The 16,666-nt window shown below is 66.4% G+C and carries 15 protein-coding genes; 4 read left to right on the top strand and 11 right to left on the bottom strand.

Features of this window, described 5'->3' with window-relative positions; translation table 11 throughout:
- Positions 1 to 92: 92 nt before the first annotated feature.
- Both RTI28_RS07155 and RTI28_RS07150 read right to left on the bottom strand, forming a co-directional pair.
- Positions 93 to 860 carry a CHAD domain-containing protein gene (locus RTI28_RS07155; RefSeq protein WP_316919801.1) on the bottom strand — a complete coding sequence of 256 codons (768 nt, stop codon included), beginning with the start codon at positions 858 to 860 and terminating at the stop codon, positions 93 to 95.
- Between the two features lie 16 nt (positions 861 to 876).
- The gene (locus tag RTI28_RS07150) at positions 877 to 1,155 is read right to left on the bottom strand and encodes a hypothetical protein (protein ID WP_316919800.1); all 279 of its coding nucleotides are present in this window, start codon (positions 1,153 to 1,155) and stop codon (positions 877 to 879) included.
- Positions 1,156 to 1,319: 164 nt separating this feature from the next.
- On the opposite strand from RTI28_RS07150, the gene RTI28_RS07145 reads away from it, so the two are divergent.
- Positions 1,320 to 2,378, top strand: a complete 1,059-nt coding sequence (locus RTI28_RS07145; RefSeq protein ID WP_316919799.1) for a patatin-like phospholipase family protein — start codon at positions 1,320 to 1,322, stop codon at positions 2,376 to 2,378.
- A 129-nt stretch (positions 2,379 to 2,507) separates the two neighbouring features.
- On the opposite strand, the gene RTI28_RS07140 is transcribed toward RTI28_RS07145, so the two are convergent.
- The 6 genes from RTI28_RS07140 to kdpF are packed head-to-tail and all read right to left on the bottom strand — an operon-like array spanning position 2,508 to position 10,308.
- Entirely contained in the window at positions 2,508 to 3,206 is a 699-nt protein-coding gene (locus tag RTI28_RS07140; protein WP_316919798.1) for a response regulator, read from the bottom strand.
- Positions 3,203 to 5,857 (bottom strand): sensor histidine kinase KdpD, encoded by a 2,655-nt coding sequence (locus RTI28_RS07135; RefSeq protein WP_316919797.1) that lies wholly within the window; start codon positions 5,855 to 5,857, stop codon positions 3,203 to 3,205. Before RTI28_RS07135 ends, RTI28_RS07140 begins: the two co-directional genes overlap by 4 nt.
- A 15-nt stretch (positions 5,858 to 5,872) precedes the next feature.
- The gene (gene kdpC, locus RTI28_RS07130) at positions 5,873 to 6,433 is read right to left on the bottom strand and encodes a potassium-transporting ATPase subunit KdpC (RefSeq protein WP_316919796.1); all 561 of its coding nucleotides are present in this window, start codon (positions 6,431 to 6,433) and stop codon (positions 5,873 to 5,875) included.
- A gap of 16 nt (positions 6,434 to 6,449) precedes the next feature.
- Positions 6,450 to 8,504, bottom strand: a complete 2,055-nt coding sequence (kdpB, locus tag RTI28_RS07125; RefSeq protein ID WP_316919795.1) for a potassium-transporting ATPase subunit KdpB — start codon at positions 8,502 to 8,504, stop codon at positions 6,450 to 6,452.
- Complete coding sequence (kdpA, locus tag RTI28_RS07120; RefSeq protein ID WP_316919794.1) at positions 8,501 to 10,210, bottom strand: potassium-transporting ATPase subunit KdpA; 1,710 nt, start codon at positions 10,208 to 10,210, stop codon at positions 8,501 to 8,503. The genes kdpB and kdpA overlap by 4 nt, the downstream gene beginning before the upstream one ends.
- Before the next feature lie 8 nt (positions 10,211 to 10,218).
- A complete protein-coding gene (kdpF, locus tag RTI28_RS07115; RefSeq protein WP_042128909.1) occupies positions 10,219 to 10,308 on the bottom strand; it encodes a K(+)-transporting ATPase subunit F in 90 nt (29 codons plus the stop codon).
- 412 nt (positions 10,309 to 10,720) lie between these two features.
- Between kdpF and RTI28_RS07110 the strand changes: the two genes are divergently transcribed.
- Positions 10,721 to 11,506, top strand: coding sequence for a sulfite exporter TauE/SafE family protein (locus RTI28_RS07110; RefSeq protein ID WP_316919793.1), 786 nt, complete (start codon positions 10,721 to 10,723; stop codon positions 11,504 to 11,506).
- 529 nt (positions 11,507 to 12,035) lie between these two features.
- Here RTI28_RS07110 and RTI28_RS07105 read toward each other — a convergent pair.
- Together RTI28_RS07105 and RTI28_RS07100 are read right to left on the bottom strand one after the other, a co-directional pair.
- On the bottom strand, positions 12,036 to 12,536 hold the full coding sequence (locus tag RTI28_RS07105; RefSeq protein WP_316919792.1) for a transcriptional regulator: 501 nt from the start codon (positions 12,534 to 12,536) through the stop codon (positions 12,036 to 12,038).
- A 171-nt stretch (positions 12,537 to 12,707) separates the two neighbouring features.
- A complete protein-coding gene (locus RTI28_RS07100; protein WP_316919791.1) occupies positions 12,708 to 13,349 on the bottom strand; it encodes a DUF998 domain-containing protein in 642 nt (213 codons plus the stop codon).
- A 131-nt stretch (positions 13,350 to 13,480) separates the two neighbouring features.
- Between RTI28_RS07100 and RTI28_RS07095 the strand changes: the two genes are divergently transcribed.
- Together RTI28_RS07095 and RTI28_RS07090 are read left to right on the top strand one after the other, a co-directional pair.
- Complete coding sequence (locus tag RTI28_RS07095) at positions 13,481 to 14,374, top strand: LysR substrate-binding domain-containing protein (protein ID WP_316919790.1); 894 nt, start codon at positions 13,481 to 13,483, stop codon at positions 14,372 to 14,374.
- A 247-nt stretch (positions 14,375 to 14,621) separates the two neighbouring features.
- The gene (locus tag RTI28_RS07090; RefSeq protein WP_316919789.1) at positions 14,622 to 15,140 is read left to right on the top strand and encodes a cysteine hydrolase family protein; all 519 of its coding nucleotides are present in this window, start codon (positions 14,622 to 14,624) and stop codon (positions 15,138 to 15,140) included.
- Positions 15,141 to 15,340: 200 nt separating this feature from the next.
- On the opposite strand, the gene lysA is transcribed toward RTI28_RS07090, so the two are convergent.
- Complete coding sequence (gene lysA, locus RTI28_RS07085; RefSeq protein ID WP_316919788.1) at positions 15,341 to 16,558, bottom strand: diaminopimelate decarboxylase; 1,218 nt, start codon at positions 16,556 to 16,558, stop codon at positions 15,341 to 15,343.
- Positions 16,559 to 16,666 lie beyond the last annotated feature (108 nt).

Raw genomic sequence — 16,666 nt, 5'->3', positions numbered from 1 at the left:
ACAACGCAGGCCCGGCAGGACGCATAACTGCCAAGTTTGATGCCGATCAGTCACCGATACGCTCTTGTAGGAGCCTATGCAAGGTCGGTCAGTCAGCGCGCGTCGATGTGCTTGAGCAGCCTGGCCAGGGTCTTGTCCGACTGCCGTTCGGCCTTCACCAGTTGCTGCTGCCACTCGGCAATCAACGGCGCCAGGTCGGCCTGCTTCTCGGCCTGGGTCAGCCACTGCAGCAGGTCATGCCAGTGCCCGAGGTCGTCCTGGGCGCGCTTGAGTTCGGCGCGCATCGACTTGCCGATGCGGCTCAGCTGCGGATAGGCTTCGGCGCCGTAGCGCGCCCGCTTGATCAGCAGGCGCAGGCGATGGCGGTCGTGGGCCGGATCGTGCACCGCCTCGACGATCTGTTTCCATTGCTTGTTCAGGCGCTTGTCGATGCGCTTGCCGAGGTCCGGCGCCAGGCCCTGCTGCTGGATGGATCGGAGGAAATGGGGAAAGGCATCGATCACCGCCAGCAATTTCTGCAGTTGCGTGCTCGCCGCCACCGAGGCGAAGACCACCCCCTCGCCGGCGAGACGACGTTGCCCCGCCTCGTCCAGGTGGCGCTCGAACAACTGCTCGGCGAGCACCTCGCGATCACGCAGCGGCGTGGTCATGTCGCCGATGGCCTTGGCCGCGCCCTCCAGCTGATCGACCCCGGGCAGGCCGCGCAACGGCCGCAACAGGCTGCGCAGGCGCCGCACCGTGGTGCGCAGGTCGTGCAGGGCCTCGCTGTCGGTGTTCTGCGCCAGACGCGCCTGGCACGCCATCAAGCGCACCTGAAGATTCAGAACCTCGGCGACTACGTGATCGAACATCTTCGACATGGCGCTACCTCACTCCTCAGCGGCCGGCACGCGACTCGCGAATATAGAACCGGGCCTTCTCGGCCTTGCGGGTACAGCCTTCGAAAGCTTCGAACTGCTGCTGGGTCTTGGCCCCGGTCAGCAGCGACAGGGCCTTGGAGTAACTGACGGTCCCGGCGAAACCTTCGGCCTTGGCCAGGTCGAGCTCCTTCCATGCCGCGTCGAGCTGGGAGCCGCAACTGTCGCGATAGGCCGTCTTGCCCGCGCAACCGGCCAGGGCCAGGACGATCAAGGGCAGGGTGATCCAGGCTTTCATCTGTGTTACCTCGAAAAGAGAATAAATCGTGTCGGCCTTTTCGACGACAGACGCCAGGAAAAGTGCCATAACCAGCGTAGCCCAGCGCTGTCGGCGATTGAAGCGCGATGGCCAACGGGTGCATTCTCAGGGCATCGGACGGGGATCGACGCGGGAACGCAATCATGAACAAGCGCGTGGCACTGGTGTTGGGCTCGGGCGGTGCCCGGGGGTATGCGCATATCGGCGTGATCGAGGAAATCGAGCGGCGCGGCTACGAGATCGCCTGTATCGCCGGCTGCTCCATGGGCGCGGTGATCGGCGGGATCTACGCCGCCGGCAAGCTGAACGACTACCGCAACTGGATCGAGAGCCTGGACTACCTCGACGTGCTGCGCCTGGTGGATGTGAGTTTCCGCCTCGGTGCGATGCGCGGCGACAAGGTCTTCGGACAGATCCGCAAGATCGTCGGCGAAATCAACATCGAGCAGTTGCGCATCCCCTACACCGCGGTGGCCACCGACCTGACCAACCAGCAGGAAATCTGGTTCCAGGAAGGCTGCCTGCACCAGGCCATGCGGGCCTCGGCGGCGATTCCCAGCCTGTTCACCCCGGTGGTCCAGGGCAACCGTACCCTGGTGGATGGCGGCATCCTCAACCCGCTGCCGATCATTCCGGTGGTGTCCAGCCATTGCGACCTGATCATCGCGGTCAACCTCAACGCCACCAACCAGAAGCAGTACGTGCTGCCGGTGATCGAACGGCCGGCGGCGTTCAAGCTGCGCTTCGACAGCCTGATCAGCTCGCTGGGCTCGCGGCTGCCGTTCCGGCGCAAGCAGGCCGAAGTGCTGCTGGGGCTGGAAAAGGAACTGGCGCTGGAACAGGAACTGGCCAGCGAAGCGGTGCCGGTGCCCAATCCGTGGCTGGCCGACGCCGCCAGCCCCAAGGCCCAGCAGCCCTCGGCGGCACCGGAGAGCGATGGTGCGCCACGTTCGGCCACCGGCTCGTTCATCGTCGACAACGTCGGGCCGGCGTCGTTGCTGGACCTGATCAACCAGAGCTTCGAGGTGATGCAGACGTCCCTGGCGCAGTACAAGATCGCCGGCTATCCGCCGGATGTGCTGATCAACGTGCCGAAGCGGGTGTGCCGGTTCTTCGAGTTCTACAAAGCGCCGGAGCTGATCGCGCTGGGGCGGGAGATTGCCCGGGATACGCTGGACAACCATGAGGGCGAGAAGCGCTGATCGGCCCGGTATCCGCGTCGCCCCCATCGCGGGCAACGCCCGCTCCCACAGGCTTCGGCGGTGCACGCAATCCTTGTGGGAGCGGGCGTTGCCCGCGATGAGGCCCTGAAGGTCAAAACGGGTTTCCGGTTAGACCTGATCCTGCCCGATCAGGCGATACCCCACCCCCGGCTCGGTGACGATGAAGCGCGGCGCCGTCGGGTCGTCGCCGAGCTTCTGCCGCACATGGGCGACGACGATGCGCAGGTAGTGACTGTCGTCCACATGGGTCGGTCCCCAGATGTCCTTGAGCAACTGCTGCTGGGTGATCACCCGTCCCGGATGCCGCGCCAGTTGCGCCAGCAGCGCGTATTCCTTGCGGGTCAGGGCCACTTCCTGGCCATCCAGCAGCACCCGCCGGTAGGCCAGGTCCACCGTCAGCGGGCCGAAACTCAACGCCGCCTGCGCTGTGCTCGCCTGCGGCACCTGGCGCAGCAAGGCGCGCACCCGGGCGAGAAACTCCTGGATGCCGAACGGCTTGGTCACGTAGTCGTTGGCCCCGCCATCCAGGGCCTGGACCTTCTGCGCCTCGCTGGCGCGCACCGAGAGGACCATCACCGGCACCGCGCTCCACTCACGCAACTCGCGCAGCACCTCCTGGCCGTCCATGTCCGGCAGGCCGAGATCGAGCACCACCAGGTCGGGACGCGCCAAGGCCGCCTGGCTCAGCCCCTCGGCCCCGCTCCCCGCCTCGATGACCTTGTAGCCCTGCGAGACCAGGCTGATGCGGAGGAACTTGCGGATCTGCGGTTCGTCGTCGATGACCAGCAGGGTCGCGGTCTGGCTCATGGGGTCTCGCTGTCCAGTTCGGGTTGGGCCGGAAGCGGCAAGCATAGTGTGATGCAGGTGCCACGACCACCGAGGCCGTCCGCCACCTGGATATGCCCGCCGTGGGCGCCGATCATGCCGCGGCAGATGGCCAGGCCGAGGCCGGTGCCCTGGCCGCCGCGATCGCCGCGGGCAGCGGTGTAGAACATGTCGAAGATGCGCTCGCGATCCGCCACGGCGATGCCCGGGCCCTCATCGGCGACGGCGAAGCACAGCTGGGTGTCCTCGACCGCGACGCGCAGTTCCAGCTGGCCACCGGGCGGCGAGAAGCGCGCGGCATTCTCCAGCACGTTGATCAGGGCCTGCTCGATCAGCGCCGCATGCACATACAGCAACGGCAGCTCGGCCGGCACCTCGGTATGCAGTTGCAATGGCGCCAGCACCACGCGCAGACGGTTCAGGGCGCTGCCGACGATGTCCGCCGGCGCCACCCAGTCCCGCGCCAGCTTGAGGCCGCCATGGCCGAGGCGGGTCATGTCGAGCAGGTTCTGGATGTAGCGGTCGAGGCGCTCGGCCTCGTCGCGGGTGCCTTCCAGCAGTTCGCGGCGGTCCTCGGTGGGAATCGCGTCGCCCAGGGCCAGCAGGCTGTCGATGCTGCCGCGCATGGCGGTCAGCGGCGTGCGCAGGTCATGGGAGACCGAGGCAAGCAAGGCGCTGCGCAGTTGCTCGGTTTCACCGTGCAGGCGCGCCGCTTCCAGCTGATCGACCAGGCGCGCCCGGGCCAGCGCCTGGGCCAGCGGCTGGCTCAACGACTTGAGCAGACGCCGGCGCTGCGCAGGCAGGCTGTCGTCATCGCGGGCGCGCACCCCGAGCAGCGCCAGCGGCCCCTCCTCCGCCGACAGCGGCCACCACCACCAGCGGCCGTTGGGCAGGGTATCGCTGCCCTGCCCGGCTTCCTGGTCGTGCTGCCAGGCCCATTCGGCGGCGGCGCGCTCGTTGTCGCTGAACTGCAGGTCGCCACCGAAGGCTACCTGCAGGCGCCCTTCACCATCGCGGTCGAGCAGGCAGGCCTGCACCTGCGGCCAGTTCTCCAGGTGCTGCGCGGCGGCGCTGAGCACCGCCTGGCGGTCGGTGGCGGCGGTCAGCCGACGGCTCAGTTCAAGCAGTTGCCCGGTCTGCTCCTGGGTCTCGCGCAGGGCCTTGAGCTGGCGCCGCTGGCGCGCCGCGAGATTGCCGGTGAGCACGGCCATCAGCAGGAAGAACAGCGAGGTCAGCACGTCCTCCTCGCGCTGGATGGCGAAGGAAAAATTCGGCGGGATGAACAAAAAGTCATAGGCCAGGAACGACAGCGCCGCGCAGGCCAGGGCCGGGCCGATGCTGCTGCGTACCGCCACCAGCAGCACGGCGGCGAGGAACACCAGGGAGATGTTCGGCAGGTCCATGATTCGCGCCACCGCCGAGGCCAGCGCGGTGGCCAGCAGGGTCGCGGCCAGGGCCAGGGCGTAATGGCGCCAGACCCATTCGCGGGGCGCGGCCACGCGCGCCGGTTCCGGCTGCTCGTCACGGTCGAGGACGTTGATTTCCAGGCCATGGGCCTCGCGCAGCAGACGGGTCGCCACCCCGGCGCCGAACAGCCGCCGACGCAGGCGATCGCGCGATTGCCCCACCAACACCAGGCTGGCACGGCGCTCGGCGGCATGCTGGAGCAACGTGCGCGCCACCTCCCCGGCACGCAGCACCACCACCTCGCCGCCCAGACGCTCGGCCAGCTGCTGGGCCGCCTGCAAACGCTGGCGCGCGGTTTCGTCGCGCAGCTTGCCGTTGTCCACATGGACCAGGCTCCACGGCAGATGACGACGCTGGGCGACGCGGCTGGCATGGCGCACCAGGCGCTCGGCCTGGGCATCGCCGTCCACCCCGACCAGCAGGCGCCCTCGCAGGGCCGGCGCGTCCTGGCCGAGGCGCCGGTAACCATGGGCCAGGTCGGCATCGACCTGGGCCGCCGCGGTCTGCATCGCCAGCTCGCGCAGGGCGGTGAGGTTGGTCTGGGTGAAGAAGGCATCGATCGCCGCCCGCGCCTGCTCCGGCACGTAGACCTTGCCGTCGCGCAGGCGCTCCAGCAGTTCCCGCGGCGGCAGGTCGATCAGGACCAGCTCGAAGGCTTCCTGCAGGACCCAGTCCGGCAGGGTCTCGCGGACCTGCACGCCGGTGATGCCGCGCACATGGTCGTTGAGGCTTTCCAGGTGCTGGACGTTGACCGTGGTGTAGACGTCGATGCCCGCCGCCAGCAGTTCCTGCACGTCCTGCCAGCGCTTGGCGTGACGGCTGCCGGGGGCATTGCTGTGGGCCAGCTCGTCGACCAGGGCCAGTTCCGGGGCGGCCTTGAGCAGGCCGTCCAGGTCCATTTCCTCGAGCATCACGCCGCGGTATTCCGAGCGCACCAGCGGCTGCTGCGGGATACCGCCGAGCAAGGCCTCGGTCTCGCTGCGACCGTGGGTCTCGACCACCCCGGCCAGTACCTTCACGCCATGGCGCAGGCGGGTGTGGGCGGCCTGCAGCATCGCGTAGGTCTTGCCCACGCCCGGCGCCGCGCCGAGAAACACCTTGAGCCGGCCGCGCCCCTGGCGCGGCAGCTCGGCCAACAACGCATCGGCGCGCTGGGAATCACTCATGGTCTGGACGTTTCCTTATTTCGAGAGCGGTGCGAGGCGGTCAAGGGCCGCGTTCAGCATCAGGATATTCACCACCGGCGGGCCCACCAGCGGTTGCAGGGTGGACTGCTCGACCAGGCCTTGCAACGCCTGCGGCGAGATTTGTCGCGCCGCGGCCACCCGCGGCAGCTGGTAGGCCACCGCCGCCGGCGACAGGTGCGGATCGAGCCCGCTGCCCGAGGTGGTCAACAGCGCCAGCGGCACCGGCCCCCCGGCCTGCTCGTACACGGCCGCGGCACTGTCGCCGATGCGCTTGGCCAGGGCCGGGTTGCTCGGCGCCAGGTTGCTCGCGCCACTGGACACCGTGGCGTAGTCGCCGGCCGATGGCCGCGGCTGGAACCAGGCCGCGCCGCTGAACGGCTGGGCGATCAGGCGCGAGCCGCGCACCTGGCCCTGGTCGTCGCGCAGCAGGCTGCCATTGGCCTGGTCCGGGAAGGCCACCTGGGCGATGCCGGTGACCGCCAGCGGATAGGCCACGCCGGTCACCAGGGTCATCAGCAACAGCAGGCTCAGGGCCGGACGAAGATGGGTAGTCATGTGCAGGTTCTCCAGTTCACACCAGTTGCAGGGCGTTGAGCAGCAGGTCGATCAGCTTGATCCCGGCGAACGGCACCAGCAGGCCGCCGAGGCCGTAGATCAGCAGGTTGCGCCGCAGCAGATGGGCCGCGCTGGCGGCCTTGACCCGCACCCCGCGCAAGGCCAGGGGGATCAGTACGACGATGATCAGGGCGTTGAACACGATCGCCGAGACGATGGCGCTCTGCGGGCTGGCCAGTTGCATCAGGTTGAGCACGCCCAGTTGCGGATAGATCGCGGCGAACAGTGCCGGGAGGATGGCGAAGTACTTGGCCACGTCGTTGGCGATGGAGAAGGTGGTCAGCGCGCCACGGGTCACCAGCAGTTCCTTGCCGACCTGGACCACGTCCAGCAACTTGGTCGGGTCGCTGTCCAGATCGACCATGTTGGCCGCCTCGCGCGCCGCCTGGGTGCCGTCGTTCATGGCCATGCCGACATCGGCCTGGGCCAGTGCCGGGGCGTCGTTGGCGCCGTCGCCGCACATGGCGACCAGGCGGCCTTCGTCCTGTTCCTGGCGAATCCGCGCCAGTTTCTTCTCCGGCGTGGCCTCGGCCAGCACGTCGTCGACCCCGGCTTCGGCGGCGATGGCGGCGGCGGTCAGCGGGTTGTCGCCGGTGACCATGACCGTGCGGATGCCCAGCTTGCGCAGTTCGGCAAAACGTTCGCGGATGCCTGGCTTGACCACGTCCTTGAGGTGGATCACGCCAAGCAGGCGCTTGTCGACGCAGACCAGCAGGGGCGTGCCGCCGCTCTGGGCGATCCTGTCCACTTCGCGGGCCAGCGGCGCGGGCAGGTCGCTGCGCTGCATGCCGACGAAGGCCAGCAGTGAATCCACCGCGCCCTTGCGGTAGCGCCGCGGGCCGAAGTCGACGCCGGACAGGCGCGTCTCGGCGCTGAACGCCACCGGCACCAGCTGGCTGGCCTCCGGCTCGGCGAAGTCGTGCAACTGGCGGAGGAACTCGACGATGGACTTGCCTTCGGCGGTATCGTCGGCCAGCGAGGCGAGCAAGGCGCCCTCGCCCACTTCCCGGGCGGTGATGCCCGGCGCGGCATGCACTGCGCTGCAACGGCGGTTGCCGAAGGTGATGGTGCCGGTCTTGTCGAGCATCAGCACATGCACGTCGCCCGCGGCTTCCACCGCGCGGCCGGAACGGGCGATGACGTTGAGGCGCACCAGGCGATCCATGCCGGCGATGCCGATGGCCGAGAGCAGGCCGCCGATGGTGGTCGGGATCAGCGTCACCAGCAGGGCGACGAGGAACACCGTGGGGATCGCGCCGCCGGCGAAATGGGCGAACGGCTGCAGGGTCACCACCACCACCAGGAAGATCAGGGTCAGGCCGATCAGCAGGATGTCCAGGGCGATCTCGTTGGGCGTCTTCTGCCGCTTGGCGCCCTCCACCAGGGCGATCATGCGGTCCAGGGTCGACTCGCCGGGATTCGTGGTGATGCGCACCAGCAGCCAGTCGGAGACCAGCCGGGTACTGCCGGTGACCGCCGAACGATCGCCGCCGGACTCGCGGATCACCGGCGCCGATTCACCGGTGATGGCCGCTTCGTTGACCGCGGCGATGCCTTCGATCACCTCGCCGTCGCCAGGGATCATCTCGCCGGCATCGACGCGCACCACGTCACCCTTGCGCAGGGCGGTGGCCGCCACCGTCTCGAACGCCCCGGACGCCGTGCGCCGGCGTGCGGTGAGCCCCTGGTTGCCGGCCTTGAGGCTGTCGGCGCGGGCCTTGCCGCGGCCTTCGGCAAGGGCCTCGGCGAAGTTGGCGAAGAGCACGGTGAACCACAGCCACAGGGCGATCTGCACCGCGACGGCGGTGGGCACGCGGCTGTCGGGCAGCAGGCAGAGCACGGTGGTGAAGATCGCCGTCAGCTCCACCACCAGCATCACCGGGGCGCGCTTGAGCTGACGCGGGTCGAGCTTGACGAAGGCCTGTACCAGCGCCGGTTTCCACAGCGCGGCGAACGAGGTCTTGGCGGTAGTGCCGGTTGCCGTTTTCACATCGCGAATCGGCATGTTCATGGAGTGACTCCTTGCAGGACCAGGCTCAGGTGTTCGGCGATCGGGCCAAGGGCCAGGGCCGGGAGGAACGTCAGGCCACCCACCAGCAGGATGGTGACCACCAGCAGGCTGACGAACAGCGGCCCGTGGGTCGGGAAGCTGGCCTGGCCCACCGGTGCGCTCTTTTTCAGCGCCAGGCTGCCGGCCAGGGCCAGTACCGGGAGGATGTAGCCGAAGCGACCGATGAGCATGCCCAGACCGATCATCAGGTTGTGGAAGGTGGTGTTGGCGCCGAGGCCGGCGAACGCCGAACCGTTGTTGGCGCTGGCCGAGGTGTAGGCGTAGAGCAGTTGACTGAAACCGTGGGCGCCGGGGTTGCTCACGCTCGCCGCAGGACCCGGCAGGGCCGTGGCCAGGGCGCCGAGGATCAGCACGCCGACCGGCATCACCAGCAGGGTCGCCACCAGCAGTTGCACTTCCCGCGCCTGGAGTTTCTTGCCGAGGTATTCCGGCGTGCGGCCGATCATCAGGCCAGCGAGGAACACCGCGATCAGCACGTTCAGGAGCATGCCGTAGAGACCGGCGCCGACACCGCCGAAGATCACCTCGCCGACCATCATGTTGACCAGCGCCACCATGCCGGTGAGCGGGTTGAGGCTGTCGTGCATGGCGTTCACCGAGCCGTTGGAGGCGGCGGTGGTGGTCACCGTCCAGAGCACACTGCCGGTGGTGCCGAAGCGACTTTCCTTGCCTTCCAGCGGGGCACTCTGCTGCACCTGCGGGTTGTCCAGCGCCGGGTTGGGCTGGTGCTCGGACCACAGCGCCGTGGCACCGCCGACGAGGAACAGGGCGAGCATGCCGGCGATGATCGCGCGGCTCTGGCGCATGTCCTTGACGTAGTGGCCAAAGGTGAACACCAGGGCCACCGGGATCAGGATGATCGACGCCACTTCGAACAGGTTGCTCCAGGCCGTCGGGTTCTCGAACGGATGCGCCGAGTTGACGCCGAAGAAGCCACCGCCGTTGGTGCCCAGTTGCTTGATCGCAATCTGGCTGGCGGCCGGGCCGAGCGGGATCACCTGGTCGGCGCCCTGCAGGGTGACGGCGTGCACGTAGTCGCTGAGGGTCTGCGGAACGCCCTGCCAGACCAGCAGCAGCGCCAGCAGCAGGCACAGCGGCAGCAGGCCGTAGAGGGTGGCGCGGGTCATGTCGACCCAGAAGTTGCCCAGGGTCCCGGCGCTGCGCCGGGCGATGCCGCGGCACAGGGCGACCAGCACGGCCAGGCCGGTGGCGGCGCTGACGAAGTTCTGCACGGTCAGGCCGATCATCTGGCTCAGGTAGCTGAGCGAGGCTTCGCCGCTGTAGGACTGCCAGTTGGTGTTGGTCATGAAACTGACCGCGGTGTTGAACGCCAGCGACCATTCCTGGCCGGGCAGGTGCTGCGGGTTCAGCGGCAGGTAGGCCTGCAGTTGCAGCACGGTAAACAGGAAGAGGAAGCCGGCGAGGTTGAACACCAGCAGGGCCAGGGCGTACTGCTTCCAGTTCTGCTCCTTGTCGGCCTCGACCCCGGCGATGCGGTAGCAGCCGCGCTCCACCGGGCCGAGTACGGGGCTCAGCCAGGTGCGCTGGCCTTCCATCACCTTGTAGTAGAAGCGTCCTAGCCATGGCGCCGGCAACAGCACCAGGGCGAAGAACGCCAGCAGCAATGCGTAATCGTAACTGTGCATGGCCGCTCCTAGCCGCGATCGGCGCGCAGCAGCGCGACCATCAGGTACACGAACAACGCCACCGCCAGCAGCAGTGACACCCCGTCCAGAATGTTCATCAGAAATCTCCGTCCAGCGGCCGGTTGCCGCGTAGGAAAATTCTCCGACCGAGGGGCGTAAAGGGACGAGATCGGGGCAAAGCCCAAGGCATAAAGAAAGCGTAAAAATCGCCACGACCACGGCCCCCGTAGGAGCTGGCTTGCCTGCGAAAGGACCGCGCAGCGGTTCCATGGATCTTATTGGATGGCCCAGTTCGGGACCGCTGCGCGCTCCTTTCGCAGGCAAGCCAGCTCCTACGGGGCACCGACGCAAAAGGGTCGAGTCAGTGCGCTCGGCACATGAATAGCCCAGTCCCCGTGCATAGAAAGAATCGATATCGGTTATAAGCTAATTCGATACAAATATATTTGGGCATAAAAACATCCGTTATGCTGCGCCGGCCCCGTCGATCAAGAGCGTGTCAGGTAACGTATGGATGTAGGTTCGTTTGGCTTCACCATTGCTGGTCTGGTTGTAGGATTCATCGTCGGCATGACCGGCGTTGGCGGCGGCTCGCTGATGACCCCGATCCTGCTCTGGTTCGGCATCAACCCGGCGACCGCCGTGGGTACCGACCTGCTCTACGCGGCCATCACCAAGGCCAGTGGCGTCTGGGTCCACGGCAAGCAGAAGAACATCGACTGGGCCATCACTGGCTGGCTGGCCCTGGGCAGCGTGCCCGCGGCGGCGGCGACCCTGTGGTTCCTAAGCACCCTGCACACCGACACCGCGGCGCTCAACGCCATCATCAAGCAGGGCCTGGCGGTCGTGCTGATCCTCACGGCCCTGGCGATCCTGTTCAAATCGCGCCTGCAGGCCTTCGCCAGCAAGCATGCCGGCGACCGCTACCACCTCAGCGGGCGTAGCCTGAATGTGCTGACCGTGATCACCGGCGTGGTGCTCGGGGTAATGGTTTCGCTGACGTCCATCGGCGCGGGTGCGCTGGGCACCGTGGCGCTGTTCCTGCTCTATCCGTACCTGGTGACCCGCCGCCTGGTCGGCACCGAGATCGCCCACGCCGTACCGCTGACCCTGGTCGCAGGCCTCGGCCACGCGAGCATGGGCAACATGGACTGGTCGCTGCTGGGTTATCTGCTGCTGGGTTCGCTGCCGGGGATCTACATCGGCAGCCATTTGACCGGGAAGATTTCGGATTCGGTGTTGCGGCCATGCCTGGCGGCGATGCTCTTGCTGATTGGGTACAAGCTGGCGTTCTGATTCAGACGCGATGCGAACACAAAGGCCGTCGGGCGATCCCGGCGGCCTTTTTTCATTGCTGGCGAAGGCCCTTCAACAGCGACTCCAGCACAGCCTGGTCGATCTCCAGCGAATGCTGGGTGGCCCAGGCCAAGGTGGCGCCATCCACAACGTGACCAAGTGATTTGGGTGGCGACTGTACGTGGATTGGTCAACCGGGGATCCAGGAGCATTGCCCGGCGCACCCGAAGGCGCCCCACGCACAGCCGCCATGACAGCAGCAGATGCGCTCATGCTCCAGATATCTCAGGTGACCAAACCTGATCGCTGAGGTGCAGCGACCGGCGAAGACTAGGAGCGGATTTCCAGGAGCGCAACGACAAACGAGGCGCGGAAGTATGATTGGGAAATTGCCTACATAAAAGTCGGAAATAGAGGGAATTTCGTAGCTGTATGCAACATTCTCGGGCAACGCCTTCGGTGCAAAAGCGGACTTGCCGGGGCGATAGTCCGGCGCCCCTCATCAATCGCCCGGGCGCCAGGGGAGAGATTATTCCGCCAGTGGCACTCTGCGGCTGACCTCGAGTTCCTGCATCGCATCCAGTTGCGTCTCGATCTGCAGGAAGCGCATGGCACGCTTGGGCGAGACTTTATCGGCAAGGCGCCGCGTGTACTTTTCACGCAGCTCGATGTGATCTTCCTGAAGGACGTAGATGCGATTGAGCAAGTCGGTGGCGAGTTCGTCGGTCACATAGCCTTTGTCATACGCCTGGCCGTAATCGATCATCGCTTCCAGGGTCTTCTTGTTGATCTTCACGGCCTCTGCCCGGTACGTGTTGTAGATCGGCCAGAACGTCTCGTTCTCCGCACCTTCAAGACCCATGTTGTTCTTGACCACGACTTTGCGCTTGTAGTCCGCGTCATCCAGGTTGTTCTGAATCTGTGCCTGGTTTTTCTCCATGATTTCCTTGCCCGTGGGCAACTCGTTTGCAGAGGCCATCAGCGGCAGGCTGACAAACGCGAGAGCGGTGACGACGGTGCGTAAGAACATTTCCATTTCCTCGGTGATTGCTGTTCCCGGGCATATCCAATTGAGCGCAATGGTGCTTTCGAAGCCATGCTCAGGCATCTGTATGGATATGACCAATTGAGACTAATACTAATCAATTGAGTCAAAATTGACTCAATATGAGCAAAAAGCTATCAGCAAGCCGGCTCGCGATCAAGGATTCGATGGCGGCAAGACTGCGTCACCGCGACTCAGCCAGGCCAGGACCGCCAGCCAGGCGACGGCGATTCCGTAGTTGAGACGCTGGTAGAGGCCGAAGCCGTGGCCGCTTTCCAGCGCCTCCGCCATCAGCCCCACGGTGACCAGTGTCAGCCCCGTGCACAGCAGGCAAAACCAGGCGAAACCGGGCGATCCCAGCAGGCGCCGCGCGAGGAAGATCCACAGCGTGCTGGCCAGGGTCAAGGACAGGAACATGACCAGCCCCGAGAGGTTGTGCAGGCGCTGCGACAACGAGGGCTCGGCCGGCAGGCAGCCCTGGTCGCAGGGGAAGTAACCGGCACTGATACTGGCCAGCCCGTGCAGCATCACCAGCAAGGCACTGACGGCGGCCAGGCGCGCACCCTGGAAACGACGCCACACGCCCAGTCCGCAGAGCACGAACAGCACACCCAGCGGCAGGTTGTTCAGCCACGGCGAGACATCATGGGTCGGCGCCCCCACCGCGCCCAACTGGCTCATGGCCAGGTCGACATGGCTGTAGCCGGGAAACTGGCGGGCGGTCAGCAGCACGCCGAAAAACAGCCAGAACGGAATCAGCAGCCCGGCCCCCAGCAATACGCGATCGATCGTCCTCACAGGTTTCACCATTCCGTTGTTGTTCGATCCGACATGCTAGTAACCGCCTTCGCACAGTGGTTATCGAATTTTTTGCAAGGCAGCTTGCCACTGCGTCATCCTGTCGCCCCTCTCGGCAAGGAGCGCTTTTCGTGACACGACGTCTCCCCGGCACCACCGCCCTGCTCGCCCTCGAAGCCGCCGCCCGGCATCGGAGTTTCGCCCGCGCCGCGCAGGAACTGTCCCTCAGCGAAGGCGCCATCAGCCGGCAGATCGCCAAGCTGGAAAGCCTGCTCGACGTGCGCCTGTTCCATCGCGTCGGCAACCGCGTCGAACTGACCGAACCCGGCGCACGCTACGCCGCCGACATGCGCGAAGCCCTCGACCTGATCGAGCGCAAGACCCGCCAGTTGCAGGCCGAATCCCGGGTCGATGCGCCCCTGGAAATCGGCGTGATCCCGACCTTCGCCAGTCGCTGGCTGATTCCGCGGATGGCGCGTTTTCACCAGTGCCACCCGCAGATCCGGATCAACCTGCGCGAACGCACCGAACCCTTCGACCTGGCTGACAGCGGGTTGCATGCGGCGATCAATGTCGAGCATCCGGCCTGGGCCGGGATGCAGGTTGAGCCGCTGTTCCAGGCCCCGCTGCTTGCGGTGTGCCATCCCGATCTGGCCGGGCGCCCGCCCGCCGGGTTGCCGCTGTTGCACAAGCATGAGGATGGCGAGCAATGGGCCGACTACGCGCGGCACAGCGGCATTGACCTGCCAGCAACCCACGGCGGGCCGCGCTATGACCGTTTCTCCCTGCTGATCGACGCCGCCCGCGCCGGCATGGGCATGGCCCTGGTACCGCGCCTGTATGTCGAGGACGATCTGCGCGACGGCCGCCTGGTCGCACCCTGGCCGGAGGTGGCGCAATTGAGCGAGCGCTATGTGCTGGTGAGCCGACCGGGGGAGGATCCGACGGCACTGGGGGCATTGCGCAGATGGCTGCTCGAAGAGATCGGCGGCCGGCCTGCCGGCGCTACAACACCCGCTCCATGACCACGGTGCGTTCAGGCTGGCGGTGCCCACCACCCGGCCAACGGGTTGCCATTACCCCGCCATCAGCGCTACTGTTGGCCCCATGAACCTTTTCCGCAGCACCTCGACCACCACCACGACCACCGCCAACGGCGGGGTGCGCGGGTGTTCCTGAGCTGCTGAAGCCAGACCCGAAAGGCCCCGCCAGCGATGGACGGGGCCTTTTTCGTTGTCCCGTGTCGCTGGCTCATCACAAGGAGCGACACCCATGCATGCACTCTTGATTCTCGATCTGCAGGTCGGCCTGTTTCACGGCGCGGAGAAACCGTGGCGTGGCGACCTCATGCTGGACGCAGTGAATACCCTGCTGGACAAGGCCCATGCCGCTGGCGCGCCGGTGTTCCTGGCACGTCACGTGGGGCCGGAAGGCTCGCCGCTGGCGCCGGACAGTGCGCTCACGCGGTTGATCCCGGAACTGCGCCTGGACGGCAGCGAGCGAGTGTTCGAGAAGCGACGGCCGAATGCCTTCGTCGGCACCGGACTGGTGGAGATGCTTCACGAATGCGCGGCGACGGGGGTGGTGATCGCCGGGATGAAGACCCAGTACTGCGTGGACAGCACCTGTCGCGCGGCGGGCGACCTGGGGTTCCCGGCCGTGCTGGTGGCGGATGGGCATAGTTGCTCGGATACACCGGGGCTGAGCGCCGAGGCGATCGTGGCGCATCACAACGGGACGCTGGCGGGGGCATTCTGCCAGTTGGTCAAAGCACGGGATTGGCGGTTCTAAGCTCGAGCCAAATCCTGAAATCGCTGCAAAACCCTGTGGGAGCGGATTCATCCGCGAGCGGGCGCGAAGCGGCCGTAAAACCTGAGTCCTCGGTGTATCAGGAGCATTTGGAACTCAGGTTTACGACGGCTGCGCTGCCGATCGCGTGGTCCGCCATCGCGGATGAATCCGCTCCCACATGGACGGCGGCGATCTCTAAATTACAGCCCCTGTTCCAACGCCAGCAGATCCGCCAACGGCTGCGCCCGACGAATCAGCCGCACCTCGTCGCCATCCAGCAGCACCTCGGCCAGCAGCGGCCGGCTGTTGTAGTTGGACGACATCGACGCGCCATAGGCCCCGGTGTCATGCATCACCAGCAGATCGCCGACCCGCGGCTGCGGCAGCAGGCGCGGTACCAGGCCCTGGTCGTCCTGGGTGAACACATCGCCGGACTCGCACAGCGGCCCGCCCACCACGCATTCCACTGCGGCGCGATCCGCCGCATCCAGCAGGCTCATATGGTGATAGGCGCCATACATGGCCGGACGCATCAGGTCGTTGAAACCGGCATCCACCAGCACGAACTGCCGGCTGCCCGCGCGCTTCACCGCACGCACTTCGCTCACCAGGCGCCCGGACTCGGCCACCAGGAAACGCCCCGGCTCGATCTCCATGCGCACCGGATGGGCGAGGAACGCCTCGATCTCTTCCCGCGCCTGCTGCCAGGTGCTGGCGTAGCGCTGCACGTCCACCGCCACGTCGCCCTCGCGGTACGGCGTGGACAGGCCGCCACCGATGGAGAAGGCCTCGATATCGTGGTCCAGCGACTTGACGGTGGCGACCATCGCCCCGCCCACCTGGGCCAGGTGGCCGTAGTCGACGCCCGAGCCGATATGCATGTGGATACCCACCAGGTGCAAGCCGTACTGGCGGATCACGGCCAGGGCATCGCCGACTTCCTCGTGCCAGATCCCGTGCTTGCTGTTCTCGCCGCCGGTGTTGGTCTTGCGGCTATGGCCGTAGCCGAAGCCCGGGTTGATCCGCAGCCACACGCGATGGCCCGGCGAGTGCTCGCCCAGCTGGCGCAGCATGTCGATGGAGCCGCAGTTGACCTCGACCTTCAGTTCCACCACCCGGCGCAGGGTCGGCTGGTCCAGCAGGTCACAGGTCAGGACCACCCCGGCCGGATCGCCTTCCGGGCTGTAGCCGGCCAGCAGCGCGCGCTCCAGCTCACCCAGGGACACCGCGTCGACGCGCACGCCGTGCTCGCGCATCAGGCGCAGGATATGCAGGTTGGAGCAGGCTTTCTGGGCGAAACGGACCACGTCGAAGCAGCTCAGGCGCTGGATACGGTCGCGGATGATGGCGGCGTCGTAGGTCCAGAACGGGGTCGGGAACTGCTGCGCGGCGGCGGCCAGGGCGGAAGGCGTGGTCATGGCGGGAAAAGGTCCTGCGGAAAGTGGGAAGAGCACCATGATGCCGAAGGGCGATCATTCAGAAAAATATCTATTCTTTGTCAGTCCATTCAGTTCTGATATGCCACC

The sequence above is a fragment of the Pseudomonas sp. zfem002 genome, assembly GCF_032621685.1.
In the GTDB taxonomy this organism is placed as follows: Bacteria; Pseudomonadota; Gammaproteobacteria; order Pseudomonadales; family Pseudomonadaceae; genus Aquipseudomonas; species Aquipseudomonas japonica.
The sequence above is the reverse complement of the archived record's forward strand: the minus strand, read 5'-3'. Positions and strand labels throughout refer to the sequence as shown.